26 protein-coding genes are annotated in these 26,608 nt (G+C 70.6%); 18 read left to right on the forward strand and 8 right to left on the reverse strand.

Annotated elements, in window-relative coordinates:
* The 10 genes from ACIO52_RS32055 to ACIO52_RS32100 all read left to right on the forward strand — a co-directional run.
* On the forward strand, window positions 1–514 hold a 514-nt coding region (locus tag ACIO52_RS32055; RefSeq protein ID WP_402649200.1), incomplete at its 5' end, for a diiron oxygenase.
* Window positions 511–915 carry a type II toxin-antitoxin system Phd/YefM family antitoxin gene (locus ACIO52_RS32060; RefSeq protein ID WP_218720979.1) on the forward strand — a complete coding sequence of 135 codons (405 nt, stop codon included), beginning with the start codon at window positions 511–513 and terminating at the stop codon, window positions 913–915. The genes ACIO52_RS32055 and ACIO52_RS32060, both read left to right, overlap by 4 nt.
* On the forward strand, window positions 912–1,289 hold the full coding sequence (locus ACIO52_RS32065; RefSeq protein WP_218720980.1) for a hypothetical protein: 378 nt from the start codon (window positions 912–914) through the stop codon (window positions 1,287–1,289). Before ACIO52_RS32060 ends, ACIO52_RS32065 begins: the two co-directional genes overlap by 4 nt.
* 102 nt (window positions 1,290–1,391) lie before the next feature.
* Window positions 1,392–2,027, forward strand: a complete 636-nt coding sequence (locus ACIO52_RS32070) for a hypothetical protein (protein ID WP_218720981.1) — start codon at window positions 1,392–1,394, stop codon at window positions 2,025–2,027.
* Between the two features lie 104 nt (window positions 2,028–2,131).
* Window positions 2,132–2,623: a helix-turn-helix transcriptional regulator gene (locus ACIO52_RS32075; RefSeq protein WP_218720982.1), complete on the forward strand. Its 492-nt coding sequence runs from the start codon at window positions 2,132–2,134 to the stop codon at window positions 2,621–2,623.
* Window positions 2,624–2,721: 98 nt separating this feature from the next.
* Window positions 2,722–4,347 (forward strand): acyl-CoA synthetase, encoded by a 1,626-nt coding sequence (locus ACIO52_RS32080; protein ID WP_316575813.1) that lies wholly within the window; start codon window positions 2,722–2,724, stop codon window positions 4,345–4,347.
* A gap of 133 nt (window positions 4,348–4,480) precedes the next feature.
* Window positions 4,481–6,139, forward strand: a complete 1,659-nt coding sequence (locus tag ACIO52_RS32085; RefSeq protein ID WP_218720984.1) for an acyl-CoA synthetase — start codon at window positions 4,481–4,483, stop codon at window positions 6,137–6,139.
* A gap of 55 nt (window positions 6,140–6,194) precedes the next feature.
* Window positions 6,195–6,755 (forward strand): hypothetical protein, encoded by a 561-nt coding sequence (locus tag ACIO52_RS32090; protein WP_218720985.1) that lies wholly within the window; start codon window positions 6,195–6,197, stop codon window positions 6,753–6,755.
* Window positions 6,756–6,842: 87 nt separating this feature from the next.
* Window positions 6,843–8,315, forward strand: a complete 1,473-nt coding sequence (locus tag ACIO52_RS32095) for a PepSY domain-containing protein (protein ID WP_316575814.1) — start codon at window positions 6,843–6,845, stop codon at window positions 8,313–8,315.
* Between the two features lie 120 nt (window positions 8,316–8,435).
* The gene (locus ACIO52_RS32100) at window positions 8,436–9,134 is read left to right on the forward strand and encodes a hypothetical protein (RefSeq protein ID WP_402649207.1); all 699 of its coding nucleotides are present in this window, start codon (window positions 8,436–8,438) and stop codon (window positions 9,132–9,134) included.
* Window positions 9,135–9,196: 62 nt separating this feature from the next.
* Here the strand turns inward: ACIO52_RS32100 and ACIO52_RS32105 are convergent, their stop codons facing one another.
* Window positions 9,197–9,787: a TetR/AcrR family transcriptional regulator gene (locus ACIO52_RS32105; RefSeq protein ID WP_402649210.1), complete on the reverse strand. Its 591-nt coding sequence runs from the start codon at window positions 9,785–9,787 to the stop codon at window positions 9,197–9,199.
* Window positions 9,788–9,946: 159 nt separating this feature from the next.
* Between ACIO52_RS32105 and ACIO52_RS32110 the strand changes: the two genes are divergently transcribed.
* Window positions 9,947–10,435, forward strand: coding sequence for a DUF420 domain-containing protein (locus tag ACIO52_RS32110; protein ID WP_218720988.1), 489 nt, complete (start codon window positions 9,947–9,949; stop codon window positions 10,433–10,435).
* 87 nt (window positions 10,436–10,522) lie between these two features.
* Window positions 10,523–12,103, forward strand: a complete 1,581-nt coding sequence (locus tag ACIO52_RS32115; protein WP_316575817.1) for an alkaline phosphatase D family protein — start codon at window positions 10,523–10,525, stop codon at window positions 12,101–12,103.
* A gap of 54 nt (window positions 12,104–12,157) precedes the next feature.
* Here ACIO52_RS32115 and ACIO52_RS32120 read toward each other — a convergent pair whose 3' ends face one another.
* From ACIO52_RS32120 to galK, 4 genes are all read right to left on the reverse strand, one after another.
* On the reverse strand, window positions 12,158–13,495 hold the full coding sequence (locus ACIO52_RS32120) for a family 1 glycosylhydrolase (protein ID WP_402649213.1): 1,338 nt from the start codon (window positions 13,493–13,495) through the stop codon (window positions 12,158–12,160).
* A gap of 93 nt (window positions 13,496–13,588) precedes the next feature.
* Entirely contained in the window at window positions 13,589–13,837 is a 249-nt protein-coding gene (locus ACIO52_RS32125; RefSeq protein ID WP_316575819.1) for a hypothetical protein, read from the reverse strand.
* A gap of 12 nt (window positions 13,838–13,849) precedes the next feature.
* On the reverse strand, window positions 13,850–15,565 hold the full coding sequence (locus tag ACIO52_RS32130; RefSeq protein WP_402649216.1) for a sodium:solute symporter family protein: 1,716 nt from the start codon (window positions 15,563–15,565) through the stop codon (window positions 13,850–13,852).
* Window positions 15,566–15,715: 150 nt separating this feature from the next.
* Window positions 15,716–16,837 (reverse strand): galactokinase, encoded by a 1,122-nt coding sequence (gene galK / locus ACIO52_RS32135; RefSeq protein WP_402649219.1) that lies wholly within the window; start codon window positions 16,835–16,837, stop codon window positions 15,716–15,718.
* 220 nt (window positions 16,838–17,057) lie between these two features.
* On the opposite strand from galK, the gene ACIO52_RS32140 reads away from it, so the two are divergent.
* Window positions 17,058–18,560, forward strand: coding sequence for a diguanylate cyclase (locus ACIO52_RS32140; protein WP_402649222.1), 1,503 nt, complete (start codon window positions 17,058–17,060; stop codon window positions 18,558–18,560).
* 21 nt (window positions 18,561–18,581) lie between these two features.
* On the opposite strand, the gene ACIO52_RS32145 is transcribed toward ACIO52_RS32140, so the two are convergent.
* A complete protein-coding gene (locus ACIO52_RS32145) occupies window positions 18,582–19,346 on the reverse strand; it encodes a DUF6319 family protein (RefSeq protein ID WP_316575823.1) in 765 nt (254 codons plus the stop codon).
* Between the two features lie 137 nt (window positions 19,347–19,483).
* A complete protein-coding gene (locus ACIO52_RS32150) occupies window positions 19,484–20,659 on the reverse strand; it encodes an alpha-hydroxy-acid oxidizing protein (RefSeq protein WP_316575824.1) in 1,176 nt (391 codons plus the stop codon).
* Window positions 20,660–20,766: 107 nt separating this feature from the next.
* Between ACIO52_RS32150 and ACIO52_RS32155 the strand changes: the two genes are divergently transcribed.
* Window positions 20,767–20,991, forward strand: a complete 225-nt coding sequence (locus ACIO52_RS32155) for a hypothetical protein (RefSeq protein ID WP_218720997.1) — start codon at window positions 20,767–20,769, stop codon at window positions 20,989–20,991.
* Here the strand turns inward: ACIO52_RS32155 and ACIO52_RS32160 are convergent, their stop codons facing one another.
* Entirely contained in the window at window positions 20,992–21,810 is an 819-nt protein-coding gene (locus ACIO52_RS32160) for an amino acid-binding protein (protein WP_218720998.1), read from the reverse strand. It lies immediately after the preceding gene.
* A gap of 273 nt (window positions 21,811–22,083) precedes the next feature.
* On the opposite strand from ACIO52_RS32160, the gene ACIO52_RS32165 reads away from it, so the two are divergent.
* The 4 genes from ACIO52_RS32165 to ACIO52_RS32180 all read left to right on the forward strand — a co-directional run bounded on the left by ACIO52_RS32165 (window position 22,084) and on the right by ACIO52_RS32180 (window position 26,496).
* Window positions 22,084–22,851, forward strand: coding sequence for a DeoR/GlpR family DNA-binding transcription regulator (locus tag ACIO52_RS32165; RefSeq protein ID WP_218720999.1), 768 nt, complete (start codon window positions 22,084–22,086; stop codon window positions 22,849–22,851).
* A complete protein-coding gene (locus tag ACIO52_RS32170) occupies window positions 22,848–23,843 on the forward strand; it encodes a 1-phosphofructokinase family hexose kinase (protein WP_402649228.1) in 996 nt (331 codons plus the stop codon). The genes ACIO52_RS32165 and ACIO52_RS32170 overlap by 4 nt, the downstream gene beginning before the upstream one ends.
* A gap of 176 nt (window positions 23,844–24,019) precedes the next feature.
* Window positions 24,020–26,212, forward strand: a complete 2,193-nt coding sequence (locus tag ACIO52_RS32175) for a fructose-specific PTS transporter subunit EIIC (RefSeq protein WP_402649230.1) — start codon at window positions 24,020–24,022, stop codon at window positions 26,210–26,212.
* 26 nt (window positions 26,213–26,238) lie between these two features.
* A complete protein-coding gene (locus ACIO52_RS32180) occupies window positions 26,239–26,496 on the forward strand; it encodes an HPr family phosphocarrier protein (protein WP_402649233.1) in 258 nt (85 codons plus the stop codon).
* The last annotated feature ends 112 nt before the right edge of the window (window positions 26,497–26,608 follow it).

Genomic DNA, 26,608 nt, shown 5'->3' on the forward strand with positions numbered 1-26,608 from the left:
CTGGCCCGCGGTGAAGTACTTCCCCGAGCTGTTCTTCACCATGATCCTCGGCGGCGAGGAACCGATCGATCACCTGCAGAAGTCGCTGCTGCGCGCCGGGGTCGACCTGCATCCGATGGTGCAGCGGGTGATGCAGATCCACGTCGCCGAAGAGGCGCGCCACATCTCGTTCGCGCACGAGTACCTGCGCCGCAATGTGCCGGGGATGAACCCGATCACCAAAACCGCGCTGTCGGTGCTGTTCCCGATCGCGATGCGGATCATGCTGGACATGATCATGACGCCGCCGAAGGAGTTCGTCGACAAGTTCGACATCCCCGCCGAGGTCATGCGCGAGGCGTACTGGGGCGGCGAGGAATCGCAGGTCACGATGCGCAACATCTTCGGCGATGTGCGCGCGCTGGCCACCAACAGTGGACTCATGAACCCGGTCGCCAAGCTCGCCTGGCGCCTGCTCGGCATCGACGGCCCGGTCACCAGATACCGCAGCGAGCCCGCACGCAAGGTCGCTTGAGCGAGATCGGCCCGCCGCGTACCGGCGGGCCGACGGCGTCCCCGCCGTCGGACGTCACCACTGTACACAGCGATGTACAGTGGGATATGGCCGATTACGAAACTGTGCCGTTGACCGAATTGCGGGGGCAGCTCGGTAGTGTTTTCGACGGGGTGTCCGCCAGCGGACGACCGGTGATCGTGACGCGGGAGGGGAAAGAATTGGTCGCGGTGGTTCCTGCCGAAGTGTTGCGCCACGGGGCCCTGCCCCCCGCGTACTTCAACGACGACCTGCGCGAGCAGATCCTGGGCGGCCTCGACGACCGCATCCAGCAGCACTCCGCCGCCGACATCGCCGACGCGCAGGCCAAACTCGACGTACTCATGAGCGCACTGGACGGCACCGGCGCGGGCCTGCGGTGAGCGTCGCCGACCACACCGCCCTCACCTCGCTCGCCCTGTCCCCGCTGTTCGGGCAGGTCATCATGCGCCAGTTCACCCAGCAGCGCCGGATCATGGTGGTCCCGGCGGTGAGCCTGATGGCCGCCATGCGCGCCGTCGACAATATCGACGAACTCGGTCGCCTGCTCGACAATCGGGTCGCCGTGCGCTGGGCCGAACTGGACGCGGCCACCGCGATCCGCATCGGCACCACCGTCCCGATGGCCGACGACCACACCGAATGGCCGCTGGTCGCGCCCGTCGTCTTCACCGCGCAGAACCTCGATATGCCGGTGCTGACCGCCAAACCGGAGCTGTATCGCGGCTACAAGGTGCAGGTCGCCCCGATGCCGTGAGGCCGGGCCAGTGACCGCGGCCACAGTGCGCGTCGGTTACGGTGCACGAGCGAACGATCCACCAGGGAAAGCAGTACCAGGAACACTCGAGGAGAGCTGGTTATGCATCAACTGAGTTTCATGCGTCGCTTCACCACCGCGGTCGCCGCCACTTCGGCCGCCGTCGCCGTCGTCTTCGCCGCCCCCGCCTCCGCCGACCCCGCCCCGCAGGCCACGGTCGACGTGGCCGCGGCCGTCGCGCAGCTGCGCACCACGGTCGCGGGCAACCCGGGCGCGCTCGCCGCCCTGGACAAGCTGGTCGACAAGGGCACCGTCGACGTCGCGCTGCCCGCGCAGCCCTTCCAGATCCCCGCGACCTCCGACATCGGCCAGAACGGCGGCGGTCCCGGCGTCTACGGCTCCGGTATCGCCCTCGACATCGACGGCTTCCGGATGGGCTTCTTCGGCGGGCCCGGCACCATCTCCCCCAATCAGGGTGGCGCGAAGCTCGAGGTCATGTGGCTGAACCTGTCCAACGGCCAGAGCGGCACCGCGGTGCTGACCGAGCACCAGGACGTGCCGGTCGACACCACGATCCGCACCGCTCCGCTGAACACCGGCGGCGGGCTCGTCGTGGCCGCGGTGTACGGCAACCTGTGGCACCGCTGGTCGGTGCCGGTCGACGAGGCGCACCCGGACGGCTACGCCTACCAGCTGGGCACCATCCAGCAGCCGACCTTCGGCGCGGTCACCCGGTAGTCCACTCCCGCACGCACCCCGGAATCGCCACGTTTCCGGGGTGCGTGCACGGTCGGCGGGCAGCATTGCCGCGCAACCGGTCCGGTGTGGCGTAGGTTTGCCGCGTGGATCTGGTCGACCGACTCGAAGAACTGGAACGACGGGTAGCCGCCCTGGAGCAGTCCGGCGGCGGTGACCCGCAACTGCCGTGGGCGGTCGCGCGCCTGCGGCAGGAGTTCGACGCCGCCGGCGTGCGCAACGGCGGCGTCCTCCTGGCGGGCGCGCTGCAATTGCCGACCGGCGAGCGGCTGGACTGGCAGGCACAGTTCGCCACCGATGCCATCGTGGGTGACGTGTGGACCATCGAGGCCGCCAATTGCCTCGCGGTCCTGGCCAATCCGGTACGCCTGCGGCTGCTGCGCGAGATCGTCTACGGCCGCCGCACCGCGGCCGACCTGGCCGCCATCGAGGAACTGGGCACCTCGGCCGAGATCTACCAGCACCTGCGCCAGTTGGCCGCGGTCGGCTGGCTGCAGACCGCCGGGCTCGGCCGGTTCGAGGTACCGGAGGGCAGGCTCGTCCCGTTGCTCGCGGCGCTGGCCAGCGCGCAACGCTGATTGATAAATGTCCTAATTGTCCGGTTGGAATACTGTGATGCAGGGCACATCGACTGCTACCGTGAGCATCCAGGGATCGATGCTGTGGAGGTAGCCGAGTGAACGTGACCCATCTGCTCGAAAGCGTGAAGGCGCTCGGGGTGCTGCGTTCGCGCGGCGTCTCCGACCCGACCAAACCGCTCGAGACGTTGCGGACCATGAAGGAATCCAAGATCTACGGCCCCCAGGCCACCTTGGTCCGGCACTCCGCCCGCGTCGCGCCCGAGCAGGTCGCGCTGGCCGACGAGCGGGGCGAGCTCACCTACCGTGAGCTCGACGAGCAGTCCACGGCGATCGCCCGCGGCCTGCACGACGCCGGCATCAAGCAGGGCATGGTGATCGCGGTGCTGGCGCGCGATCATCGCGGGCTGCTCATGTCGATGATCGCGGCGGGCAAGCTGGGCGCGCGCATCGCGCTGATGAACACCGGCTTCGCCAAGCCGCAGTTCGCCGAGGTGTGCGAGCGCGAGCAGGTCCGCGCCGTGCTGCACGACAGCGAGTTCATCGGACTGCTCGACGCACTGCCCGCCGAGCTGCCGCGCTTCCTCACCTGGGTCGACGAGGGCGCCGAACTGCCCGCGGGCGCGACGACCTTCGACGACCTCATCGCCGGCAACTCCACCGAGCCGCTGCCCCCGCCGAGCAAGCCGGGCGGGTTCATCATCCTCACCAGCGGCACGACCGGCCTGCCCAAGGGCGCGCCGCGCACCAAGGTCACCCCGATGGCGACCGCGCAGTTCGTCGACCGGGTGCCCTTCCCCAAGCGCGGCACCATGATGATCGTCTCGCCGATCTTCCACAGCACGGGTCTGGGCACCTGGCTGGTCGGCACCATCCTGTCGAACAAGATCGTGGTGCGCCGCCGCTTCGACGCCGAGGCCACCCTGGCCGCGATCGCCGAGCACAAGGTGGAGATGCTGGTCGCGGTGCCGACCATGCTGCACCGGCTGACCGAGCTGCCCGCCGAGGTCAGGGCGAAGTACGACCTGTCCTCGCTGAAGGTGATCCTGTTCGCCGGGTCCGCGCTCTCCCCCGAGCTGTGCATCAAGGCCACCGAGGCGTTCGGACCGGTGCTCTACAACCTCTACGGCTCGACCGAGGTGGCCATCGCGACCATCGCCACCCCGGCCGAGCTCGCCGAGGCGCCGGGCACCTGTGGGCGCTCCCCGATCACCTGCGAGGTCCGCCTCTACGACGAGAACGACCAGCGAGTCGAGACGCCGGAGACCACGGGCCGGATCTTCGTGCGCAGCGGCGCGCCCTTCGAGGGCTACACCGACGGCCGGAACAAGCAGATCATCGACGGTTTCATGTCCAGCGGCGACCTCGGGCACTTCACCGCCAGCGGCCTGCTCATGGTCGACGGCCGCGACGACGACATGATCGTCTCCGGCGGCGAGAACGTCTTCCCACAGGAGGTGGAGAACCTGCTGGTGGAGCGCGTCGACGTGTTCGACGTCGCGGTGGTCGGCGTGGACGACGTCGAATTCGGCAAGCGACTGCGCGCCTTCGTGGTGCTCGAAGAGGGCCACAACACCGGCGCCGCCGAGATCCAGGCGCACGTCAAGGAGAATCTGGCCCGCTACAAGGTGCCGCGCGAAGTGGTCTTCGTCGACGAACTCCCCCGGAACGCGACCGGCAAGATCCTGCGCCGTGTCCTCATCGATTATGAGGTGTCACAGTGAGGTCGGCGGACTGAGAGACAGAGCACAACCGGACCGCGTTGCTTGCTATTGTTAGCACCAGCACTGGATCTCGATGACGCGGTCCGGCCCCACGGGGGTTCGTCGTGGGATCGGTCTGCCGGAAGGCTGTTCGATGTCTCTGTCTCTGCCCGCGCTCGGCGGAACCGCCCGGCGCGCCGGTGATTTCGCGCTCGGCGTCAAAGTGATGATGGATCGCAAGCTGTTCAATCCGCTGCGCCTGGATCACGCCGCCCGCTCGTTCTTCAACGTCTCCAAGTTCGGCCCGTTCGCCGGTGTGGTCATGCACGCCGCCCAGACCAGGCCGGACGCGGGCGCCATCGTCGACGAGCGCGGCGAACTCACCTTCGGGATGCTCGACGAGCAGTCCAACGCGCTGGCCCGCGGCCTGCGGGCGAGCGGCATCGCCGAGGGCGACGTGATCGCCGTGCTGGCCCGCGATCATCGCGGCATGGTGCTCAGCCTGCTCGCCGCGGGCAAGCTCGGCGTGCGCGCGGTGCTGATGAACACCGGCTTCGCCAAGCCACAGTTCGCCGACGTGGCCGCGCGCGAGAAGGTCAAGGCGGTGCTGCACGACAGCGAGTTCGTCGACCTGATGAGCGCCATCCCCGCCGACATCCCGCGCGTGCTCACCTGGGTCGACGAGGCGCACGGCGTCGACCCGGCGATCCCGACCGTCGAGTCGGTCTCGGCAGGCCGTTCGGTGTCGCCGCTGACCCCGCCGAGCAAGCCGGGCGGCATGGTCATCCTGACCAGCGGCACCACCGGAACCCCGAAGGGCGCCCCGCGCGACAAGGTGAGCCCGTTCGCCTCCGCCCAGTTCATCGACCGGGTGCCGCTGCCCAACAACGGCACCATGATCATGGCGGCGCCGATCTTCCACGGCACCGGGCTGTCGCAGTTCACCCTCGGCCTGGCGCTGGGCAACCGGGTGATCTTCCAGCAGCGCCGGTTCGATCCGGAGAAGACGCTGGCCAATATCGTGAAGTACCAGGCGGATTCGCTGATCGTGGTGCCGACCATGCTGCAGCGCATCCTCGATCTGGACGAGCAGATCCTGGCGAAGTACGACCCGAAGACGATCAAGGTCATCTTCGCGGCCGGCTCGGCCATCGCGCCCGACGTGGTGACCCGCACGCTGGACTACTTCAACGACAGCCTCTACAACCTCTACGGCTCCACCGAGTGCGCGGTGATGACGGTGGCGACCCCCGAGGACCTGCGCAAGGCGCCGACCACCGCGGGCAAGGCCCCGGTCGGCATCCGGATCGTGCTGCTCGACGAGAACCGCAAGCCGATCACGGCGCCGAACGTCACCGGAACCATCTTCGTGGACAACGGTTTCGCCTTCACCGGCTACACCGACGGCCGCACCAAGGAGATCGTCGACGGGATGATGTCCAGCGGTGACGTCGGCCATTTCGATGCCGACGGGCTGCTCTACATCGACGGCCGCGACGACGACATGATCGTCTCCGGCGGCGAGAACGTCTTCCCGCTCGAGGTGGAGAACCTCATTGCAGGCCGGGCGGACGTGTTCGAGGCGGCCGTGGTCGGCGTCGACGACCGCGACTACGGCAAGCGGCTGCGCGCGATCGTCGTCCCCGGCCCGGAGTCGGCGCGCGACGCGCAGGAGATCAAGGACTACGTCCGCGAGAACCTGGCCCGCTACAAGGTCCCGCGCGAGGTCATCTTCGTCGACGAGTTGCCCCGCAACGCCACCGGCAAGCTGCTGCGCAAGCCGCTGATCGAGATGGACGCCGAACAGGCGTGAGTCCGGCCGTGCGATGGCGGTCGGTCGGCCCATACCGGTCGACTATCATCAGCGCGTGATCATCGAGTTCGCGCGGACCGCCGCGCCGTCGCGTGCCGTCGGCGCGCGGCTGCGCGGCGCCTGCGCGGGCTCGATGTCGGGAGCGTTGTCGCTGGCCGCCCACGGGCTGGCCTCGGGCGGCGCGCTGCCGGGCAGCACCACCGTCGTGCTGCTGGCGGCGGTCTCGGCCGTGGTCGGCGCGGTGGTCGCAGGCATCGGCCCGCTCCGGGACGGCGCGGTCGGGCTGGCCGCGGTGCTGCTGGGCGGTCAGCTGCTCGGCCACACGACCATGAGCTGGTCCGGGCACGCCCACCACGGCGACGACACACTCGGCCTGGGCATGCTCACCGCGCACGCCGTCGCCGCCGTCCTCGCCGCCGCGATCATCCTCGGCGCCGAGGCCGCCTACCGGATCGGCAGCGCCGTGCTGGCGCGGATCCTGCCGCTGTGCTACCGCGCACCCCGCATTCCCGACCCGGCGCCGCTGCGCCTGGTCCACCGTGACCGCGTCATCCTGCGGATCTTCGCCGCGCGCTCACTGCGCACCCGCGCTCCGCCGCTCGCGATTCCTTTCTGAGCCTTCCTCCACCCGGTGCACGAGCGATTTCGCCGTGCGCTCTTCGCGCGTGCGCACCGGGTTTCCGCACTCCAGAAATGAATCACCATGAGCATCACGGACACCCGTCCGGCCGAGGAGCAGCCCACCTCGTCACCACCGGCTTCCGCTGGACGGCCCCGCTCCGGCACCCGCCGGGGCGCGCGCCTCTATCCCCTGGCCCTGCGCCTGCACTTCTACGCGGGGATCTTCGTCGCCCCGTTCATCCTGATCGCCGCGCTCACCGGCGCGCTGTACGCGATCGCGCCGACCATCGAGGGGATCGTCTCCCGCGATCTGCTCCAGGTCGACACCTCCGGCCCCGACCAGGCCCTCTCGGCGCAGGTCGGCGCGGCGGTCGCGGCCCGGCCCGACCTGACCCTCGTCGCCGTCGCGCCCGCGCCGGGCGACGGCGAGTCCACCCGGGTGCTGTTCAACGACCCGACCCTCGGTGATTCCGAGCGGCTCGCGGTGTTCGTCGACCCGCATACCGCGCGGCCGGTCGGCGAGGCCGTGGTCTACGGCAGCGCAGGCGCACTGCCGTTGCGGAGCTGGCTCAGCGAGTTCCATCGCAGCCTGCACCTGGGTGAGCCCGGCCGGCTCTACAGCGAGCTGGCGGCGTCGTGGCTGTGGGTGATCGCCCTGTTCGGCCTCGTGCTGTGGGTGCATCGGGTGCGCAAGCGCCGGGCCAAGCGCTCGGCGCGGTGGCTGCTGGCGCCGGATCTGTCCGAGCCAAGGCGGCGCAAGCTGAACTGGCACGGCGCGATCGGCTTCTGGATCCTGCCGGTGGTGCTGCTGCTCTCGGCGACCGGCATGACCTGGTCGACGTATGCCGGCGACAATGTCACGAAGCTGCGCGAGGAACTGAGCTGGACCACCCCCGCGGTGAACGTGAAGCTGCCCGGCGCCGTCGGTCCCGCGCAGTCCCCTGGCGGCGATCACCACAGCGCCGGCCACACCGCGCCCGCCCCGGTCGACCCGGCCGCCCGGATCGCCCAGCTCGACAGTGTGTGGGCGATCGCGCGGGCCAACGGCATCACCCAGGCCGCCGAGATCGCGATCCCGGCCACGCCGGAGAAGGCCTTCGGCGTCAAGGAGCTGCGCAAGTCCGGCACCTACACCATCGACTCCGTCGCGATCGACGGCGCGACGGGCACGGTCACCGACCGGCTCGCCTTCGCCGACTGGCCGCTGATGGCCAAGCTGACCAACTGGGGCATCGCCTTCCACATGGGTCTGTTGTTCGGCATCGCCAATCAGCTGCTCTTGCTCGCGGTGGCGCTCGGCCTGTGCGCGCTGATCGTGCTCGGCTACCTGATGTGGTGGCAGCGGCGCCCGACCAAGGCGACGGGCAAGTTCGCGGCCGGCGTGCCTCCGCGCCGGGGCGTGCTGCGCCGGACCTCGCTGTGGCTGACCGTCCCGCTGGTCGCCGCGGCGGTCCTGGTCGGCTGGTTCATCCCGCTGATCGGGCTGAGTCTGCTCGGCTTCCTGATCGTGGACGTCGCGCTCGGCCTCGCCGCGCGCGCCCACCCCACGGCCTGACCGCACACCCTCCGATCGCGAGGCGAAAGCTCCTCGCCCCCACACCTTTCCCGTGCTCGGGTGCCGTCGCGATGACGCGTGCCCGGAGCCGCTCCATTCGATGAAGGATGCACCGATTCCATGAAGACCACCAAGATCGCCCTCGCCGCTGCCGCCCTGCTGACCGCGGGCACCGTCGCCGCGGGCACCGTGCACGCGGCGCCGACCGCGCGGGCTCCGATCGGCTTCACCGCCGAAACGATCGACAGCACCGCGCGGATCACCACCGACGCGGGATCGCTGATCGTCGAGGACGGTGTGTTCGCGGTGCGGGCCGCCGACGGCACCACCGTCGCCACCACTGCCCTGCGGTTCCAGCTCGACGATTTCGAGTTCCCGATCGCCGCCGAGATCACCGGCCGCACCGCCACCCTCACCCCCCAGCTGAGCATGGACAAGGCCGTCTACAAACCGGTCGCACTGCCCTTCGAGGACAAAGCGCCCTGGAAGTCGGAGTACGACCGCGAACAGGCCGCCTGGTCACGCATGACCAGCACCATCTCCCTCGGCGCCGCTGTCGGCACCCTGGTCGGCGGACTCGGCGGCGCCGCCGTCGGCTGCGTGCTCGGCGGGATCGTCGGCGCGACGGTCGCCTCGGCCACCATCGTCGGCCTGTTCGGCCCGTTCCTGCCCGCGGCGGCGGTCGGCTGCCTCGGCGGCATCCTCGCCCTCGGCGCCCTCGGCACCGTGGCGGGACAGATCCTGGTGACCGCGCCGGTCGCCCTCGGCGCGGCCATCCAGTACTTCACCACGATCAACCAGCCGTTCCAGGGGAAATGATCCGGCGCTGCTGACCGCAGTGCCCAGTTCGACCCGCGTCGACCGGCTGCGTGCGCAGCCGGTCACGGTGCGGCCGTCGCCTCGCTGACGAGCACGGCGGCGACGCGGCCCGCGTAGTCGATGACGGTGGCCGGGTCGTCGCCCGCGTCGACCCGGCGCACGCACGCGTCGACCAGCGCCTGGAGTGACTCCGTCACCAGGGCGGGATTCGTCACCGCCGCCGCGGACAGTTCCCCGCGCAGGAGGTCGGCCAGTTCGGTGTGCAACGCGATCACCCGGGCCCGCGCGGGCGCCGAGAGGTTCATCCGCGAGAGCGCGGTGCGCCAGGCGTGATCCCCGTCGACGGCCTGCTCGACGTTGACGCGGACGTAGGCCACCACGCCGGCGGCGGGTGTCGGTGCGGCCTCGATCGCGTCGCGGACCGCGCTCGTCCACCGTGGGAAGCCGCGGGTGGCCACCATCTCGATCAGATCGTCGATCGAGTCGACGTAGCGGTAGATGCTGTTGCGGGCGATTCCCGCGCGGGCCGCCACCGCCCCGGCGGTCAGGGGGGTCTCGCTGTCCTGGGCCAGGAGGAACTCGGCGCTGTCGATCAGCGCCGCGAGTACTCGGGCGCGATGCTCGCGGACGCTGTCCGCGTTGATCTTGGGCATGGACCTTGGCTGCCTTCTCTTCCCCGTGTCCGGTTCCAGTTCGGGTACGTGCTAGCGTGCCGTCGAGCTTTTGGAGACACCGTGTCTCCAAGAGCGATTCATGTGCGTCCCGGACCTGGTCGGGCCTGCGCCGCGCACCGACGACACGGAGCTATTGCGATGAACGACCTTAGTGGGATCGACGGCTTCCTCGGCACGAGGGCGTCGATCGCCATGGACATGATGGTGACGTCGATGGTGCTGGTGGTGCTCGCGCTCGGATGGAGTGTGTACCGGGTCAAGGTCGGCAGGCGGTTCCGGCTCCACCGCGGGATCCAGCTCGGACTGGGTGTCGCGCTACTGGTCGCCGTCGTGCTGTTCGAACTGGATGTGCGCTTCAATGGCTGGCAGGAACGCTCCGCGGGAGTCGTGGGCGGCACGGCCTCCACCGCGGTGTGGACGTCGCTGGCGATCCACCTGGTGTTCGCCGTCACCTCGGTACTGCTGTGGCCGGTGGTGATCGTGCGGGCGGTGCGCAATTTCGGCAATCCGCCGCTGCCGGGCGCGCACGCTGCGTGGCACCGCCGGTGGGCCGGGGTCGCGGCGATCGATATGACGCTCACCGCGCTGTCCTGCTGGGTCTTCTACTGGCTCGCTTTCGCCGCCTGATCGGCCGTCTCGTTCGCGTGTCGGGGCCGGGCCGGACAGAATCGGAGGGGAACTCCGCATTCGGTGACGGTGAAAGGACGACAGGCGATGACGCTGTCCCGTCGGCAACTCCTGCGCTTCGGCGTGACCGGTTCGGTCGCGGCCGCGGTCGGCGTGTCGGCGGTGAGCAGCGCCCGCTTCGCCGCGCCGCGCACACTCGGCGAACCGTTCTCCCTCGGTGTCGCTTCCGGGGAGCCGACCGCCGACGGCGTAGTGCTGTGGACGCGGCTCGCACCCGATCCGCTGGCGCCCGACGGGTACGGCGGGATGCCGATCGACCCGGTGACCGTCGACTACGAGGTCGCCGAGGACGAGCGCTTCACCAGGGTGGTGGCCAGGGGCGCGGCGGTGGCCACCCGCGCGCTCGGCCACAGCGTGCATCCCGAGGTCGGCGGGCTGGCGCCGGATCGGTGGTACTTCTATCGATTCCGGGCGGGCTCGGCGATCTCCCCCGTCGGTCGCACCCGCACCGCGCCGGTGGCGGGCAGCCCGACCGCTCGGATGCGCTTCGCCTTCGCCTCGTGCCAGTCCTGGAGCTCCGGCTACTACACCGCCTACGAGCATCTCGGCGCCGAGGATCTGGACCTGGTGGTGCACCTGGGCGACTACATCTACGAGTCGTCCTGGGTGCTCGCGCGGCAGGGCGCGAGCCTGCCGCCCCAGCTGGAGGGCGAGGCGGTGAACCTGACGGGGTACCGCCTCAAGTACGCCCAGGCCAAGACCGAACCGCCGCTGCAACGCGCGCACGCGGCCTTTCCCTGGCTGGTCACCCTCGACGACCACGAACTCGACAACAACTGGGCCGGGGCGCAGCCGGGACTCGGTCTCGACGTGTACCGGCTGCCGCCGCTGTACCGGCGCCGCAAGGCCGCCGCCTTCCAGGCCATGTACGAGCATCAACCCCTGCGCCTGGCCCAGCTGCCCGCCGGGCCGAGCGCGCACCTGCACCGGCGCTACCGTTTCGGCGATCTGGCCGAGTTCACCATGATCGACACCAGGCAGTACCGCTCCCCGCAGGCCTGTGGCGACGGCACCGCGGTCACCGGCTGCGCCGACCGCTTCGCCACCGACCGCACGATCCTCGGTGCGGCGCAACGGGACTGGCTCGTCGACGGCCTGTCCACCTCGCCCACGCGCTGGCAGGTGCTCGGCAACCAGGTCGCGATGGCACAGTCCGACTACGACCCGGGACCGGAGCTGTTGCTGGGCACCGACGCCTGGGACGGCTACATCGCCGACCGCAACACGGTGCTCGGCGCCGCCGCCGCACGCGCCGCGGGCAATCTCGTCGTGATCACCGGCGACCGCCACGAGAACTACGTCGCCGACCTGCGCGGCGACTACGCCGATCCCGAATCACCCGTGGTGGCCACGGAATTCACGGGCACCTCGATCACCACCGGCGGTGACGGCGCCGACTTCCCCGATAGCGGGCGGGCGCTGCTCGCGGCCAATCCGGACATGAAGTTCTACAACCGGCAGCGCGGCTATGCCCGGGTCGAGCTGGATCACCGGCTGTGGCGCACCGACTTCCGGGTGCTGCCCTATGTCACCCGGCCGGGAGCACCGATCAGCACCCGCGCCGGTTTCGTCGTCCAGGACGGTATTCCGGGAGCCGCTCCGGCGTGAGAACGGCGGCAGGTCCTCCTGCGCCGACGTCGGATGCCCGACAGGCCCCGAGACTCACGGCACGGAGACAGGACGCAGGCAGCTCTGCAAGGGAGTGACGATCGAACACAGCGCGGGTCGGCGGGTCGGACGATAGTCCGCCGGGACGCCGTTCGCGGAGGTGATCGCACGCAGGGCGGCCACCGCGTCGGTGGGGCGGCGGGTCAGGCCGGGGTCGGTCACATCGACGGTGTAGAGCCCGAAACGCGGTGCGTAGCTGCCCCATTCGTAGTTGTCGGTGAGGCTCCAGTAGTTGTAGCCGATGACGTCGATGCCGTCGAGCTCGGCACGCTGGAGCCAGTACACGGTGTCGCGCAGATGGTCGGCGCGGGTATAGCCGTCGTGGCGGGGCGCGCCGTGCTCGGTCGGCAGCCCGTTCTCCACCACATAGATCGGCAGGCCGGGGAACTTCTCGGCGTAGGTGCGCAGGTCGTAGTAGATGCCCTCGGGCTCGATCGCGTTCTTCCACAGCTCGTCACCCACCAGCGCGGTGGTCGGCGGATGCTGGAGCGAGACACCGTAATAGAAGTCGATGCCGAGGTAGTCGAGCTTGCCCAGGACCCGGTCGACGAACAGCAGATCCGTGAGATTCTGCACGATCGGATACTGCGCGACATTGCTGGTCACCTTCGCGCCCGGCTGCCGCTGGTGGATGTAGTCGTAGATCGCTCCGTGCGCCTGCACCAGCCGGTCGAACATCGGCACGGCGTCGAGCGGTCCGATGTCACCGATCTTGATCGACTGGGCCACGTACCCCATCGGCTCGTTGATGGTCACCCACAGCGGATCGAACGCCGCGTACCGATCGACCACGCGGCGCATATTGGCCAGCCAGTCCGCGACCATGCCCTGGTTCGTCCAGCCGCCCCGGTCGGCCGCCCAGCCGGGGATGACCCAGTGATCGAGGGTGAGCATGGGCCGCATCCCCGCCGCCCGGATCTTCGCCAGGACCGCGTCGTAGAACCGGAAGTCGTCGTCGTTCCAGACATCCGCGCGCGGCTGCACCCGCGCCCACTCGATGCTGAGCCGGAAGACCCGTACCCCCAGCCCGGCCGCCAGTTCGATGTCTTCGGCGTAGCGGGTGTAGAAGTCGACCGAGTCGCCGTACGGATCTCGCGCCTTCCCCGAACCGGCGTAGCGGCTCCAGTTGCTGTCCGGCACATGACCTTCGGACTGGAACCCGGACATGGACACGCCCCACTGGAAGTCCGCGCCGAGGGCGGGCACACGCGTCGGCGCGGCCGCCGCACTGCCGGTGCCGGACCCGCTGGGCGCCGCGAAGACCGTGCCGCTCCCGCCGAGCACGAGCGCGATCGTCGACAGAATCGTGCACAGGATGCGCGTGCGTCTCATATCGGCAGGATCTCCCCAGGTGGTCGAGCGGCGGTGATGTCAGCAGCCCGGACTTTACTGGTCACATGTCCAATATGTGGCGGATTCCGGGAGCTACTGATCGGGGGTGAAGTCCTCCAGGGTGAGTGGGGACGTCTCGGGCACCCGGACCGGGCGCAGGAACGCCCAGCCGACGAACACGACGGTCACCCCGAGCATGCCAAGACCCGCCCACAGGTTCACGTCGATCCCGCCGGTCTTGGCCTCCTGCGCGGCCGGGTCCTGCACCAGCGAGGTGATCACCAGGACGACGCCGTAGCAACCGAGCAACGCGCCGATAATGGTGCGGATATCGAAAAGCATGGCCCTGTCTCCTTATCCGACGACGATGTTGAGGGCGATCACCAGCACGAGCGCGATCCCGGCGAGCAGTACCGGGCGCTGGTACCAGGGCAGCGAGTCCGCGTCGGGGTCGGTGCGCAGCGCCTTGGGGGTCTCGGAGTAGACCAGGCCGACCAGTTCCGCGGCGGGCTTGGGCCGGGTGACCAGCGTGACCGCGACGCTGACGGTGATATCGACGACGAAGGCGGCGCCCGCGGCGACGAAGCTCGCGCCTTGCCCGGACAGGTTCGTCACCCCGGTCTCGTTGAGCAGGAACACCGATACCGCGGCCAGCGTGCCACTGACCAGGCCGACCCAGCCCGCGGCGGGTGTCATCCGCTTCCACAGCATGCCGAGGATGAAGGTCGCGAACAGCGGCGCGTTGAAGAAGCTGAACAGCGTCTGCAGGTAGTCCATCATGTTGCTGAACCCGCCCGCGATGAACGCGGTGAAGATCGCCGCGACGGTCGCGCCGACCGTCGCCAGCCTGCCGACCTTCAGGTAGTAGCCGTCTGGCCTGCCCTTGCGGACGTACTGCTGCCACAGGTCGAAGCTGAACACGGTGTTGAACGCGGAGACATTGGCCGCCATGCCCGCCATGAACGCCGCGAGCAGACCGGCCAGGCCCACCCCCAGCAGCCCGTTGGGCAGCACCTCTTTCATCAGGAACAGCAGCGCCTGGTTGTAGGTGACGTCGCCCTCGAAATCCGGATTCGCGGTGACCTGCTGCTTGTACTCGATCATCTGCGGCACCAGCACCGCGCTGATCATGCCGGGGATGACCACGATCAGCGGGATGAACATCTTCGGGTAGGCGCCGATGATGGGCGTGCGCCGCGCGGCCGAGATCGAGTGTGTCGCCAGGGCGCGCTGCACCTCGACGAAATTGGTCGTCCAGTAGCCGAAGGAGAGCACGAAGCCCAGGCCGAACACGATGCCCATGATCGAGGCGAAGTCGCCGGTGAACCCGCTCATCGCGTTGCCCGGCCAGGTGCTCAGCTGGGCGGCACCGCCCGGCGAGGCGGTCACCTTGTCCTGCAAGCCTTCCCAGCCGCCGACCCGGTGCAGACCGACCAGGGTCAGCGGCAGCAGCGCCGCCACGATGACGAAGAACTGCAGCACCTCGTTGTAGATCGCGGCCGAGAGCCCGCCCAGGGTGACATAGGACAGCACGATCGCCGCCGCCACGATCACCGAGATCCACAGCGGCCAGCCCAGCAGCACATTGACGATGGTGCCGAGCAGGTAGAGGTTCACCCCGGCGATGAGCACCTGGGCCAGCGCGAAACTCAGCGCGTTCACCAGGTGCGCGCCGGTGCCGAAGCGCCTGCGCATGAACTCGGGCACCGAGCGGACCCTGGAGCCGTAGTAGAACGGCATCATCACCACGCCCAGGAAGAGCATGGCGGGCACGGCACCGATCCAGAAGTAGTTGAACGTCGGGAAGCCGTACTGGGCGCCGTTGGCCGACATGCCCATGATCTCCACCGCGCCCAGATTGGCGGAGATGAAGGCGAGCCCGGTGACCCAGGCCGGCAGCGATCGGCCGGAAAGGAAGAAGTCGACGCTGGAGGACACCCGGCGCCGGGCGATCAGCCCGATGCCGAGCACGAAGACGAAATACAAAGCGACGAGCGCGTAGTCGACGGGAGCGGCGTCCAGACGCAGGGTCGACGACGCGTCGAGCGTGGTGGAAACGGCAAGCGGCACAGCGTGTCCCTCCTGGCCTGGAACCGGGCGGCGCAGGGGCGTCGTTGGCGACGGCGCGGGCCGCGTCGCCCGCCGAACATTCTCGGATGGATTTACTGTGCGCGATGGTGCTGCGCGTCACAGGCCGAATCGGGTTCAGCGAACTTTTGTTCAGGCCACTCGGTGGGCCCCGGCGGCCGGTTCGACGGTGAAGACCCGGGGCGCGGACAGACCCGCCGTCAGGAAGCGCTGCTCGATCCGCGCGGCCACCCGGTCGTCGTCCGCGCGGTCGACCAGCGCCAGCACGCTGCCGCCGAAACCGCCGCCGACCAGCCGCGCGCCGTGCGCGCCCGCCGCCAGGGCCGCGTCGACCGCGAGGTCGAGCGCGGGGGCCGACACCTCGAAATCGTCCCGCAGCGACCGGTGCGACGCGGTGAGCAGTCCACCGATCGTCCGCGGGTCGGCACCCGAACGCAGACGGTCGACGACAGCGAGCACCCGCGCGTTCTCGGTGACCACATGCCTGGCCCGCCGCCGCAGCAGCGGATCGGCGAGCCGGGGCAGGTCGGCCTCGGTGGCATCGCGCAGGGCGCGCACCCCCAGCACGGCGGCGGCCGCCTCGCACTGCGCCCGGCGCTCGGCATACGCGCCGTCGGCCAGGTCGTGCGGATGGCCGGTGTCGGCGACGATCAGTGCCAGCCCCGCCGCCGCGAGATCGAACGGAATCTGCTCCACCGCAGCGGGTTCGGGGCCGTCGGGCGCCGTGAAGGCGCGCACGTCGAGGAACAGCGCGTGACCCGCCGTGCACAGGATCGACGCGGACTGGTCGAGCAGCCCGGTCGGCACCCCGGCGAAACCGTTCTCCGCGGCGCGCGCGATCTCGACGACGGCGCGATCGGTGAGTTCGGGCGCGAACAACTCGCGCAGCGCCACCGTCACCGCGCAGCACAGCGCCGCCGAGGACGACAATCCCGCCCCGATCGGCACCGCGCCGTCGACCTCGAGCCGCACCCCCTCGATCGGATGCCCCCGGCGCGTGAACTCGACCACCACCCCGAGCGGATACCGCGCCCACCCGGGCACCCGATCACGCTGCGCCGCAAGCTCTCGCACCGCGACCACGACGACCTCGCCCGGCCGCTGCGCCGAGGTGAGCCGGACCCGGCCGTCCGCGGTGGGCCCGGCCGCGCAGACCACGCCCAGCGGCAAGGCGATGGGCAGCACGAACCCGTCGTTGTAGTCGGTGTGCTCACCGATGATGTTGACCCGGCCGGGTGCGATCCAGCTGTCCATCTTTCGGCTCCTCTACACTCGTCGACGCTGCGGCGATCCCACCACACACCCTGTCGGCCGGGTGCCGCGCACCGGGTACCGAATCGGTATCCGGCAATGCGCGCAAGGGCACGACAACCGGGTGCCGAACGTGTCATGATCGACTGAGTTGTAAAGGTTTTGAGCGTCTCTTACGTTCGATCGGCGCTCGTCGCGTGCGCAGCAGGATCGAGGGGGGCTGATGACCATCAGCGAGACATGCCGGCGGAACCCGCGCTGGTACGCGATCGTCCTCGGGGCGGCCGGGGCCGCGCTGCTCGCGCCGCTGCTCGGCACGCGGTCACTGTCGTTCCTGCTGCTGGTCGCGATTGTCGCGGGCAGTCTGGCGATGATCGGCTACGGCCTCTACAGTCACCGGCCGGCGCACCGGACGCCCTGGTACCTGCTGGCCACCTCGGTCCCGCTGTTCGCTGCGGGGACCGCGATACGCGAACTCGGTTTGCACAGCGCGTGGCGCCCCGTCGATGATCTGTGCACCGTGGCCGCCTACCTGTGCCTCGGGCTGGCGGCGGTGGGCTGGCTGCAACCGCGCCGCGTGGCGGGCGCCCGCGATCTGTGGCTCGACTCGATGCTGATCGGGCTCAGCGCCCTGCTCGCCTCGTGGACGTTCCTGATCTCGCCGATCCTGCGCCACCCCAACGGTTTCGACACCGTGCTGGCCGCGAGCTACCCGGTGATCGACGCGCTGCTGCTGACCGTGCTCGCGCATTCGCTGGCCACCGTGGTCCGCAGCGAGACCGCGTTGCGGCTGCTGCAGGCCGCGCTGATCGCGGTGCTCGTCGGCGGGCTGCTCGAAAGCCTCACCGCCGCGGGCACCGTCCTCGTCGACAGCGGTTTCGCGCTGGTGCCGCAACAGTGGGCGTACCTGCTGGCGGGGCTGGCCGCGCTGCACCCGACGATGGGCGTGGCGCACGTGGCCGACGACGCGCACCCGCACCGATCGCGCAGACGCGCGGGCGCGATCGCGGTGGCGCTGGTCGCCGCCTCGCTGGTGAGCGTCGTCGGCGCCGACCTCGGCTCGGGCGACCGGGTGGTGATCTGCCTGCTGCTCACCCTGCTGCTGGTCGGGGTGCTGGTGCGCAGCGAACGCGCGATCGCCCGGAGCCTGCGCAGCGAGCGCCGCGCCCAGTACCAGGCCGACCACGATCTGCTCACCGGCCTGTTCAACCGGGGCGCGCTGCTGCGGGCGCCGCACCGGCATCGCCGGGAGTGGGCCGGAAAACCGTTGTGCCTGTTGTTCATCGACCTCGACGGCTTCAAGATGGTCAACGACAGCTACGGGCACGCCGTCGGCGACGAACTGATCGCCGAGGCCGCCGCCCGCATCCGCCGCACCGCCCGGCGCAGCGACGTCACCGCCCGCTACGGCGGTGACGAGTTCGTCGTGCTCGCCGCCCGCAGCCGGGCCGAGGCGGCGGTACTCGCCCAACAGCTGCTCGGCGCGTTCGTGCGGCCGTTCGATCTGAGCTGCGGCGAGATTCCCATCACCGCCAGCATCGGCGTCGCCTGTGTGGCCACCCGGCCGACCGACTCCACGGTCTTCGACCTGATCCGCGCCGCCGACGCCGCGATGTACCACGCCAAGGAATACCGCCTCGGCCTCGCCTTCCACGACAGCCTGCGCCAGAACACCGGGCCCCGGGTCCTGCGCAGTACCGGAAGTCCCACCAGCACAGCGGTATAGCCGTGCGGGTGGGGACGGCGCTCAGTCTCCTAGTTCGGCAAGGAGCCTTTTGGCCGCCTCCAGTTCGGCCTGCAGCTGGGCGACCTTGGCCTGCTGCGCGCCCCGCGCGGCCTCCAGGATCCCGGCCACGACTTCCTCGACCTCCGGGTGCAGGATCTTGGCGGCCTGGGCGACGGCGCCACTGCTCACCGCCAGCCCCTTCACACTGCGCTTCTTGCCGTTGACCACGTCGACGGTCCACTCACCGTCGGACGTGCCGGTGAGGGTGACGGTCACCTCGGGCGCCTTGGGCTTGCGCGCCGCCGTGGTCTTCGCCGCCGGACGCGGTGTCGCCGGCTTGGGCGCGGCGGACTCGTCGGGGACGGGCGCGAGCGACCGAGGAGCGGGCGGCGTCGGTGCGGCGCTCGGCAGGGTCGACGGCTGGGTCACAGTGTGGTCCTTTCGATTGCTCGGCTCGGGGACACTCTCCGGGCGGGTCCGCGAGGATCCGCCCGGCGCTACGGTAGTCGCGCGGGCCGGCTTGGTCAGCGTCACCTCGCTCGGTCCGAACGACAGCACATCTTTGGAACCGGTGGGCTTCACCTGCAGGAAGTCGCCGTCGGCCGGGTCGCCGAGGGCGACGACCTTGCCCGACTTGCCCTCCGCGACGCCGACGGCGGCGGCGGTGAACCACACCATCGGCGGTTTGCCGTCGGCCAGCTCACCCGCGATGCGCGCGAGCTCGGCCTCGGACAGTACCTGCGGGGCGGATCGGCGGGATGCGGACTTGGTGCTCGGCGAGGACATCGTGGACTCCGGAGGTTGGTGCGTTCTACAGCGTGGTGTGCTGGAGATGATGCCGCACGCCACCGACATGTTCCGGGCGAGCCCACCGTCACGGCCCGAAAACCCGTCCGATGACGGGCTTCCCGGCCGTCCGCGGATCAGTCGCGGGCGGCGTTGCCCGCGGTCGTCGGGCGGATGTTGGCGCGCACCGCGGCGACATCGGGATACCCGTTGACGGCCATCAGCAGATCGGCCTCGGCGGCGTAGCTGCGCAGCAGGTGCACCAGTCCGCGCACCCCGCCCAGCGCCAGCCCGTACACGTACGGCCTGCCGAGCCCGACCATGGTCGCGCCCAGACCCAGCGCCTTGACGACGTCGGCGCCGGAGCGGACGCCGGAGTCGAACAGCACCGGCACCCGGTCGCCACACGCGGCGACGACAGCGGGCAGCGTCTCGAGCGCGCTGAGCCCGCCGTTGGCCTGGCGCCCACCGTGATTGGAGCAGTAGATGCCGTCGGCGCCGAAGTCGATCGCCTTGCGCGCGTCCTCGGGGTGCGAGATGCCCTTGAGAATGATCGGCAGCTCGGTCAGCGAGCGGAGCCAGGTCAGGTCGTCCCAGGTCAGCGAGTTGCCGAAGGTCGCGATCCAATGCAGGACAATCAGCTTCGGATCATCGGAGCCGACCATCGCCTGGAACACCGGGTCGCTGGTGTAGTTCTTCAGCACGTGCCCGCGCAGCTGCGGGAAGTTGCCGCTGGACAGGTCGCGCGGACGCCAGCCGGGGACCCAGGTGTCGAGGGTGACGGTGATGCCCGCGTAGCCGGCCGCCTCGGCGCGGCGAACCAGGCTCTCGGCCAGCTCCCGGTTCTTCGGCGTGTACAGCTGGAAGAACGCCGGTGTGTCGCCCGCGTGCGGACGGACGTCCTCGAGCGGGTCCTCCATCAGCGTCGAGAACATCGCGGGCACACCGGTTTTCGCCGATGCCTGGGCCACCGCGATGTCACCGTGCCCGTGCTCGCCGACCAGGCCGATCACGCCGACCGGGGCCAGGAACAGCGGACTGGCGAAGGTGTGCCCGAAGGCAGTGACGGTGAGATCGCGCTCGGTCGCCCCGACCAGCATCCGGGGCACCAGCCCCCAGTCGGCGAAGGCCTCGGCATTGCGGCGCTGGGTGAGCTCGTCGCCCGCCCCACCGGCGATGTAGTTCAGCAGCGTGTCGGGCAGCGCGGCGGTCGCCTTGCGCTCGAGCGTCGCGTAGTCCATGGGAAATTCGGGCAGATTCCCACCGAGCGCGGCCAGGTAGATCTCGTTCTGATAGTCGGCGAACTGACTCATCGCTGAACTTTCGCATGCGAGCCGGGGTTCACAGACCCCAGGGGGGATGTAAGGTGCGTCATACTCGTAAGTAGACAGCAGCGTACCCAGCAGCACGTTCCGAGATTGTGAGTGCCCCTGTCGTGACCCTCGTCGAACACTCGGCCGCACCCGCCGACCCGGACGTTCTCCTCGCTCGGCGCATCACCCACGGTGCGATCCGCTACCTCACCCTCCTCGCCTGTGGCCTCTCCCAGGATTCGATGGACCTGCTCACCTCGGTGACCGACCGACTACGCGCCGCCGAGGGCGCGCTACGCGATCCGCTCACCGCCGATCTCGGCTTCGACTGATCACCGCAGCCGGGCGGTGAGCGCAGCCAGGTCGGCCAGCCGATGCGCCCGCGCGATCTCGGCCGGCGTGAACGGTTCGTCGGGACGCACGAATCCCCAGCGATCGTCGTCGCGTTCGAGTTCCAGCACGGTGCCCTCGCCCACATCGCCCGCCGCGGGCGTGCCGGGCGCGAGATAGCGCGCGCCGAGCAATTCGGCGACGGCCAAGGGCAATTCGTCCGGATCGCCCACGATCCGGGCCGCGATGGCCAGCGCCTTGGTCTGACCGTCGATCAACGACAGCACCGTCGCGGGCCAGACCCGCACCCCCGAACCACCCGCCTGCACCACCGCCGAGGTGAGACTGTGCACGGTGACCCCCTCGGGCGCGGCGACGACGAGTTCGTCGAGCACCGCGTCCTCGAGTTGATGCACGTGCACCGTGAGGATGTTGGCCCCGCGCTGCGCCAGGTGTTTGGCCAGCGTCTCCAGCGCGCCCGGCCGGTCCGCCAGCCTGACCCGGATCCGCCACAGTGCCTGCGCCTCGTCGATCCGGTCGCGGTGGCGTAGCTCCGGGCCGTGCAGCCAGCCGCCCAGCATGCGCATCGCCCCCGGCTCGACCACCCAGATCACCAGGATCGTGGTGGTGATCGTCAGCAGGGCGACGGTGAGCAGATAGGGCGGGTGCAGGTGGATCACCAGCGCGTGCAGCGCCAGCTCCACCGGGAACACCGCCGCCAGTTTGGCCAGCGCCAGCCGGGTTCGGCGCGGGTGCGGCAGCCGCCCGCACACCTCGCAGGCCAGGGCCGTGACACGGGGTCGCACTGCGATTCGCCACATGCGGCTCAGCGTCACCCGCGCACGTGTCGATCATCGACGAGACACGTAAACGGGGCGTGACAGTCGCACCGAAACCGCTTGACCTGCACCGCCTTCCACGGTGACACCCGCCACGCGCACCGCGCGGATGTGACCGCGAGCACCCGGGACCGAATGGTGACCGACGATAGCGCCGCGCAACGATTGTGACTCGGCTCACCACAATTGATTGACAAAGCAACACAAACGGGCATAAAACAATATGAGTACACATTCAGCGCATCGGAGGAACCCATGTACGCCGAGGAACGGCAGCAGGCCATCGCGACCCTCATCGGGCATCGCGGACGGGTCTCCGTCGCCGAACTGGCCGATCAGTACGGGGTCACCACCGAGACCGTGCGGCGCGATCTCGCCGTCCTGGACCGGCTCGGCCTGATCCGGCGGGTGCACGGCGGCGCGGTCGGCGCGGGCGCGCTGACCACCATCGAGCTGGGCACCGCCGAACGCGACAACACCCGCGCCGCCGAGAAGGACCGCATCGCCGTGCTGGCCCAGCGCCACCTGCCCGCTTCCGGCGGCAGCGTGCTGTTCGACGCGGGCACGACGACGGCCAGGGTGGCCGCCGAGCTGCCGACCGACCTGGACCTCGTCGCGGTCACGAACTCACTGCCGATCGCCACCCGGCTCACCGGTTTCGCCGGGGTGCGGGTGCACCTGCTCGGCGGGCGGGTGCGCGGGGTCACCCAGGCGGCCGTCGGCGCCGAGACACTGCGAATGCTCGGCGAGCTGCGGGTCGACGTCGCCTTCGTCGGCACCAACGCGCTCACCGTCCGGCACGGCCTGTCCACGCCCGATCCCGAGGAGGCCGCGGTGAAGCGCGCGATGATCGCCGCCGCGGACCGGGTCGTCGTGGTCGCCGACGCGGGCAAGGTCGGCCGGGAGGATTTCGTCCGCTTCGGCAGCACCGACGACATCGATGTGCTGGTCACCGATACCGACATCCCGGCCGGCGCGCACGCGGACCTGGTCGCGGCGGGCATCGAGGTGGTCCTCGCATGATCGTCACCCTGACCGCGAACCCGAGCGTGGACCGCACGGTCACCCTCACCGGACCGCTGCGACGCGGGCAGGTGCATCGCGCCGCCGGGGTCACCGCGCAACCCGGCGGCAAGGGCGTGAACGTCGCGCGCGTCGTCGCGGCGGGTGGCGCGCCGGTCGTGGCGGTGCTGCCGGGGGCCGAGGACGATCCGGTGGTGCACGGATTGCGCACGGCGGGGATCGGTTTCCGTACCGTGCCGGTGCCGGGTGAACCACGCATCAACCTGACCATCGCCGAGACCGACGGCACCACCACCAAGATCAACGCTCCCGGCCGTCCGCTGACCGGCCGCGAGCTGGCCGAGCTGACGGCGGTGCTCGTCGAGCTGGCCGCCGGGGCCGACTGGATCGTGCTGTCCGGTTCGCTGCCGCCCGCGGTTCCGGTCGACTGGTACGCCGAGCTGGTCGCGCGGTTGTCGCCCCTCGGCGCGTCCGCGAACGGCGCTACCCGCACCCGCATCGCGGTCGACACCTCCGACGCGCCCCTGCTGGCGCTGTTCGCCGAATCTGTCGGCGTCGCACCCGATCTCATCAAGCCCAACGCCGAGGAACTCGCCCAGCTGACCGGGCTCGACCCGGTCGACCTCGACGACCCCGTGGCCGCCGCCGCGGCCGCCGCCCGCCTGATCGATCGGGGCGTCGGCGCGGTCCTGGCGACCCTCGGCGCGGCCGGTGCGGTGCTGGTCACCGCCGAGGACGCCTGGTTCGCCGCGGCCCCGCCGATCGTGCCGCGCAGCACCGTCGGCGCGGGCGACTCCGCCCTGGCGGGATATCTGCTCGCCGACGCGGCGGGCGCGGGCCCCGCCGACCGGCTGCGCGCCGCCGTCGCCTACGGCAGCGCGGCCACCGCGCTGCCCGGGACCGAACTGCCCGGTCCGGCCGATGTCGACCTCGACGCGGTCACCGCCCGCCCGCTCCGAACGGCCTCCGATCGCCCGCCGGGCTCGGCATGAGTACCGCGCGCCGACCCCCTGACGACCGCCGTCCGCCGCGGTACCCCGGCCGACGACGCACCGCGGCCCGGCTGCCGCACTGCGCCCGGCCCCGCCCGTCGACTCCCGTTCGCCCCACCCGCCCCCCACTGCCGACCTGCTGACCCGCTCCACCCCCACTCGCGAAAGACACCACGATGGCCGATTCGATCATCACCACCGACCTGATCACGCTCGACACCGATCTCGGCGCCGACAAGGACACGGTGATCACCGCGCTCGCGGGCAGGCTCGCCGCAGCGGGCCGCGCGAGTGACGCCGACGCGGTGAGCCGGGCGGCGCTGGACCGGGAAGCGCAGTCGGCCACCGGGCTCCCCGGCGGCATCGCCATCCCGCACTGCCGCGCGGCCGCCGTCACCACCGCGTCCCTGGCCTTCGCCCGCCTCTCCCCCGGCGTCGACTTCGGTGCCCCCGACGGCCCCGCCGACCTGGTGTTCCTGATCGCCGCGCCCGAGGGAGCGGGCGCCGAGCACATGAAACTGCTGTCGTCGCTGGCCCGCGCCCTCGTCCGCCCGGCCTTCGTCGCCGACCTGCGAGCAGCCGCGACACCCGCCGACATCGTCGCCCTGGTCGACGGCGTCATCAACCCACCGCCCGCCCCGGCACCGGGCACCACCATCGCGACGGGCGCCACCGCGCCACAGACACCCGATGCCCGTAACTCCACCAGTGACTCCCCGGCCGCGAGCACCGCCCCTGGCACTGCCACCGCAGCCGGCACAGGCGCACCGGCCGCCGAAACATCCTCGGCCACAGCCATCGCCGCTCCGACGGGCGAATCGGTCTCGGCCGCAACGACTGGCACTGCGACCGCCGGAACAGTCGGCGCCGCACAGACTTCCGCCGGGAGCGCGGCCGAGGGGGCGCGACCGAGGATCGTCGCGGTCACCGCCTGTCCGACCGGCATCGCCCACACCTACATGGCCGCCGACTCCCTCGTCGCCGCGGGCGAGCGCGCCGGGGTCGATGTGGCCGTGGAGACCCAGGGCTCCAGCGGCGGCGACAAGCTGGACCCCGCCACCATCGCGGCGGCCGACGCGGTCATCTTCGCGACCGACGTGGGCGTGAAGGATCGAGGCAGGTTCGCGGGCAAGCCGGTCGTCGAGTCCGGCGTCAAGCGGGCCATCAACGAACCGGACACGATGATCGCGGAGGCGGTGGCGGCGAGCGCCACGCCGGGCGCGGCCACGGTCGGCGGGTCGGCACCGGCGGCGGCCGCGGCGGCCAAGGGGATCGGCTGGGGTACCCGGCTGCGGCAGATCCTGCTCACCGGCGTCAGCTACATGATCCCGTTCGTCGCGGCGGGCGGTCTGCTGATCGCGCTGAGCTTCCTGCTCGGCGGGTACGAGATCTCCGACAGCGCGAAGGACATCGTGCTGAACAACTCGATCACCGACCTGCCCGACGGCGGCCTGGCCACCTATTTCGGCGCGGTCCTGTTCCAGATCGGCGCACTCGCCTTCGGCTTCCTGGTGCCCGCGCTGGCCGGCTACATCGCCTTCGCGATCGCCGACCGGCCCGGGCTCGCACCGGGTTTCACCGCGGGCGCCATCGCGGTGTTCGTCGGGGCCGGGTTCCTCGGTGGTCTGGTCGGCGGTCTGGTCGCCGGTTTCGCGGCCCTGTGGGTCGGCAAGCTGCCGGTACCGACGTGGGCGCGCGGCCTGATGCCCGTGGTCGTGATCCCGCTGCTCGCCTCGCTGATCGTCGGCGTCGCGATGTTCGTCCTGCTCGGCAAGCCGCTGGCCGCCGTGACCAACGGACTCACCGATTGGCTCAACGGCCTGTCCGGCACCTCGGCGATCGCGCTCGGTGTCATCCTGGGCGTGATGATGTGCTTCGACCTCGGTGGGCCCGTCAACAAGGCGGCCTATTCCTTCGCGGCCGCGGGCCTGTCGGTGACCGACACCGCGACGCTGCGGATCATGGCCGCGGTCATGGCGGCGGGCATGGTCCCACCGCTGGCGATGGCGCTGTCGACCACCGTGCGCCCGCGCCTCTACACCGAGGCCGAGCGGGAGAACGGCAAGGCCGCCTGGCTGCTGGGCGCCTCGTTCATCTCCGAGGGCGCGATCCCGTTCGCCGCGGCCGACCCGCTGCGCGTGCTGCCCTCGATGATGCTCGGCGGCGCGGTCACCGGCGGCCTGGTGATGGCGACCGGGGTGACGCTGAGCGCACCGCACGGCGGCATCTTCGTGTTCTTCGCGATCGGGCACCTGGCCTGGTTCGTGCTCGCGCTGCTGGCGGGCACCGTGGTCGCCGCGCTCAGCGTCACCCTCGCCAAGGAGTTCACCCGCAAGCAGTCCGTGTCCCCCGTCCTCACCACCGCGTAACCCGTTCACCCACAAGGAGATATCCCATGGCCAGCACCACCGTCACCGTCGGCTCCTCGGTCGGCCTGCACGCCCGTCCCGCCGCCCTGATCGCCGAAGCGGTCGGCGCGGCCGGGGTTCCGGTCACCCTCGCGCTGGTCGGCGGCGACCCGGTCGACGCGGGTTCGGCGCTGATGATCATGACCCTCGGCGCGGGCCAGGGCGCCGAAGTGGTGATCACCAGCGACGACCACCCGACCCTGGACAAGATCGCCGAGATGGTCGCCAGCGACCTCGACGCCTGACCGTCCGGCAGCCGCGGGGGCCCCCCCCCCCCCGGGGGGCGCCCCCCCCGCGGCCCCCCCCCCCCGCGCCCCCACCCCCCCCCCCCCCCCGGCCGCTGGGCGAGGGGCGCGG

Origin of the sequence: Nocardia sp. NPDC087230 (assembly GCF_044744725.1) — a bacterium.
In the GTDB taxonomy this organism is placed as follows: Bacteria; Actinomycetota; Actinomycetes; order Mycobacteriales; family Mycobacteriaceae; genus Nocardia; species Nocardia canadensis.

Excerpts from the sequence above, each read along its gene's own strand:
- ACIO52_RS32070 (WP_218720981.1), top strand. The coding sequence starts at position 1,392 with ATGCATCAACTGAGTTTCATGCGTCGCTTCACCACCGCGGTCGCCGCC.
- ACIO52_RS32085 (WP_218720984.1), top strand. The coding sequence starts at position 4,481 with ATGTCTCTGTCTCTGCCCGCGCTCGGCGGAACCGCCCGGCGCGCCGGT.
- ACIO52_RS32095 (WP_316575814.1), top strand. The coding sequence starts at position 6,843 with ATGAGCATCACGGACACCCGTCCGGCCGAGGAGCAGCCCACCTCGTCA.
- ACIO52_RS32100 (WP_402649207.1), top strand. The coding sequence starts at position 8,436 with ATGAAGACCACCAAGATCGCCCTCGCCGCTGCCGCCCTGCTGACCGCG.
- ACIO52_RS32105 (WP_402649210.1), bottom strand. The coding sequence starts at position 9,787 with ATGCCCAAGATCAACGCGGACAGCGTCCGCGAGCATCGCGCCCGAGTA.
- ACIO52_RS32110 (WP_218720988.1), top strand. The coding sequence starts at position 9,947 with ATGAACGACCTTAGTGGGATCGACGGCTTCCTCGGCACGAGGGCGTCG.
- ACIO52_RS32115 (WP_316575817.1), top strand. The coding sequence starts at position 10,523 with ATGACGCTGTCCCGTCGGCAACTCCTGCGCTTCGGCGTGACCGGTTCG.
- ACIO52_RS32120 (WP_402649213.1), bottom strand. The coding sequence starts at position 13,495 with ATGAGACGCACGCGCATCCTGTGCACGATTCTGTCGACGATCGCGCTC.
- ACIO52_RS32125 (WP_316575819.1), bottom strand. The coding sequence starts at position 13,837 with ATGCTTTTCGATATCCGCACCATTATCGGCGCGTTGCTCGGTTGCTAC.
- galK (WP_402649219.1), bottom strand. The coding sequence starts at position 16,837 with ATGGACAGCTGGATCGCACCCGGCCGGGTCAACATCATCGGTGAGCAC.
- ACIO52_RS32140 (WP_402649222.1), top strand. The coding sequence starts at position 17,058 with ATGACCATCAGCGAGACATGCCGGCGGAACCCGCGCTGGTACGCGATC.
- ACIO52_RS32145 (WP_316575823.1), bottom strand. The coding sequence starts at position 19,346 with ATGTCCTCGCCGAGCACCAAGTCCGCATCCCGCCGATCCGCCCCGCAG.
- ACIO52_RS32150 (WP_316575824.1), bottom strand. The coding sequence starts at position 20,659 with ATGAGTCAGTTCGCCGACTATCAGAACGAGATCTACCTGGCCGCGCTC.
- ACIO52_RS32160 (WP_218720998.1), bottom strand. The coding sequence starts at position 21,810 with ATGTGGCGAATCGCAGTGCGACCCCGTGTCACGGCCCTGGCCTGCGAG.
- ACIO52_RS32165 (WP_218720999.1), top strand. The coding sequence starts at position 22,084 with ATGTACGCCGAGGAACGGCAGCAGGCCATCGCGACCCTCATCGGGCAT.
- ACIO52_RS32170 (WP_402649228.1), top strand. The coding sequence starts at position 22,848 with ATGATCGTCACCCTGACCGCGAACCCGAGCGTGGACCGCACGGTCACC.
- ACIO52_RS32175 (WP_402649230.1), top strand. The coding sequence starts at position 24,020 with ATGGCCGATTCGATCATCACCACCGACCTGATCACGCTCGACACCGAT.
- ACIO52_RS32180 (WP_402649233.1), top strand. The coding sequence starts at position 26,239 with ATGGCCAGCACCACCGTCACCGTCGGCTCCTCGGTCGGCCTGCACGCC.